Below are 2,643 nucleotides of genomic sequence, written 5' to 3'. Positions count from 1 at the left end.
AGTTTGCTAAGAATTTGAGCGAATAATGTTATTTTTGCCATGAGAGGTTCGTTTTTTGTGTTGCACCTCAAAGGTAACTTTAAGGAACAGAAAACGAAAACCTCTCACTTTTTATTTAGGACGCTATTGGAGATTGTATATAAAATCGAATGAAAACTCTTGTATCTTGAATAAAATATTATATCTTTGCACTCGCTAACCCAGAATGGTTCCTTGGCCGAGTGGTTAGGCACCGGTCTGCAAAACCGTTGACGGCGGTTCGAATCCGCCAGGAACCTCTAAGTATGTTGAAGGATTAGAAAGTAAATTTCTAATCCTTCTGTTTTTCAAGTAATTAACGCCTTTGTGGTAGAAGGTTTAGAAAGCGAAATTTCAGAAATTGCACACTTTGTTGGTCAAATGTTAGTCAAATTAAAAACGATTAAATCATGAGAGCAACAGTAAAATTTCAGTTAAGACAGTTCTATGTCAGTAAAGACGGTAAGCAATCATTAGCACTACGCTACATCGCTAATCGCAAAAGTTCCTACTTCGGTCTTGGTATTTCAATCTATCCCAAACACTGGGATAAAAATGCCTTAATGGTTCGCAAAGGTGATCCGTTATCTTACCAGTTCAACAAAATTATCCGGGAAGTACACCAAAGGGCTACAAGCTTGATAATGGACAACTACAATAACCCGTTGCCTATTCCAAAGTTCCGGGAGTTGTTGTTTGAGAAGACAGAAAGCCATACTGACTTTTACGACTTTATCACACAGGAGTTGGAGTTCCTGCAAACAGACAGGCGCAAAGGGACTATTGATAACTACAAAAAGCTTATTAATACGATGAAAGTATGGAAACCTACGCTTTCATTCAGCGAGATAACGCTCGACTTCATTCAAAGCTTCCATAAACACGAAATCGAATCCGGGAACAAACAGTCTACTGTTTACAAAAAACACGCTAATTTCAAGTTTTTGATAGGTGTAGCGATGAAGAAAGAACTAATCACCAAGAATCCATATGATAATTTTGAGATTAAGAAGAAAATCAAGACCGAGAATACGGATGTACTTACAGAGGAAGAAATTGCAAAACTATACGATGTATATCAGAGTGGTGTCTACAGCAAAGGTAAGCAAGTTGTTCTCCGGAATTTCCTTTTTTCCTGTTATTGCGGGCTTTCTTTTGTGGAATTTGATGTAGTTACTTATGCGGATGTGAAGACTTATGTGGTAGACGGAAAAGACTGTTTGTTGCTTGTTAATGAGAGATACAAGAATAATATGCCCTATCAAATCCCTATTGTTTCTGATAAAGTTAAAAATTTGCTTGGCACAGGTCAGGATTTCCAAAAGATATTCACGGCATTATCTAATCAGCCAACTAACCGTTATCTGAAAGAGATTATGAAGGAGCAAGGCATTGACAAACGAATCACGTACCACCGAGCAAGGCATAGTTTTCGAACGATAGCTACAGGCAAAGGTATTTCAGATAGCAATATTGAGCACATGATGGGGCACTCTGAAAAAGACGTCATGAAAGAAACATACACCCATCTTCAGGACGATTATTTAATTCGGGAAATGTTGGCGAAATGGATAGTATAAAAGTCTAATTTTTAGAAATGTAGTTTCTATTTCTTAGAATTAGAGAGAAAAGGATTATCTTTGTGGGCCGAGTATAATTAGATGAAGATTGCGTAAATATGTGAGCTGCCATTTGGCGGGAAACCATAAATTAAAAAGTAAAATTATGAACAAATTATTTTTTTTAGCAACTTTAATAACTTTATCATTTGCAAGTTGTACACAAAACAACATTGAAGTAGATTATTTGAAAGAGGGGAAAAAGTACACGGAAACTGTATACTTAGACTTTATATCAGATAATGGAACAATCATATCACCTTATATCGAATCAGTAAAGTTCGGTTATTTAGACTCAATATCATTTCCAGACGGAAACCCTGATGATATGGAGGTACATATATCATATAGACCACTAAACTTTGCAAAGAATATTAAGCCATATTCACCTGAGTATTATGCTGTTTATGCCATTCATAACATACATAAAGTTATTGAATATTATAATTTGTTATTTGATAATAAGATTGATTTCAATAGTCAAGAAGGATATAGAATACTAGAAATTGTATTTGGAAACTCTCCTCTTTTGACTACTCCAAAAACATATTGCTTTGAAGAAAAATCAATAATGTCGCCATCATTATTTTTTCACGAAATAGGACATCGAGCATTTTGGTATATGGAAAGTGAATCGGGATTGGGAATTAATTTCGACGGATTAACCATTGTTCATATGGGACTACTTGAGTATTTTAATATGTCATTAAATAATTCATCCGTAGAAGTGGAGGAAGACCCTAATCATCCTGGATTGTTTAGACGTGATGCAAGAAATAATTAGGGGAGCAACCTTGAATGATTGGTACCTGAAAGTCATTGAGCAATACAAAGAGCAACTGTTATCCGTTTCCAAGTATATAGTAGCCGACGCCTATTTTTCCAAATTCTCTTTCACCCAAGGACTCCACGATTTGGGCTTCCATCTGGTAAGTCGTCTGCGGGATGACTCCAACCTGCTCTATCTTTATCAGGGAGAGAAGACCGGAAAGAAAGGACGCCCCAA

At 36.2% G+C, this 2,643-nt stretch carries 2 protein-coding genes, 1 tRNA gene and 1 pseudogene; all 4 read left to right on the top strand.

Translation table 11 applies throughout. From position 1 onward, the window contains the following. Positions 1–207 precede the first annotated feature (207 nt). Positions 208–278, top strand: a tRNA-Cys gene (locus D0T84_RS22005). A gap of 150 nt (positions 279–428) precedes the next feature. After that, positions 429–1,598 (top strand): site-specific integrase, encoded by a 1,170-nt coding sequence (locus tag D0T84_RS22000; RefSeq protein WP_163310060.1) that lies wholly within the window; start codon positions 429–431, stop codon positions 1,596–1,598. Between the two features lie 145 nt (positions 1,599–1,743). Next, complete coding sequence (locus tag D0T84_RS21995) at positions 1,744–2,421, top strand: hypothetical protein (RefSeq protein ID WP_163310059.1); 678 nt, start codon at positions 1,744–1,746, stop codon at positions 2,419–2,421. Then, positions 2,405–2,643: pseudogene (locus D0T84_RS21990) on the top strand (transposase); the annotation flags it as partial. The gene D0T84_RS21995 and the pseudogene D0T84_RS21990, both read left to right, overlap by 17 nt.

The sequence above is a fragment of the Dysgonomonas sp. 521 genome (assembly GCF_010501055.1).
Lineage (GTDB): Bacteria > Bacteroidota > Bacteroidia > Bacteroidales > Dysgonomonadaceae > Dysgonomonas.
The sequence above is the reverse complement of the archived record's forward strand: the minus strand, read 5'-3'. Positions and strand labels throughout refer to the sequence as shown.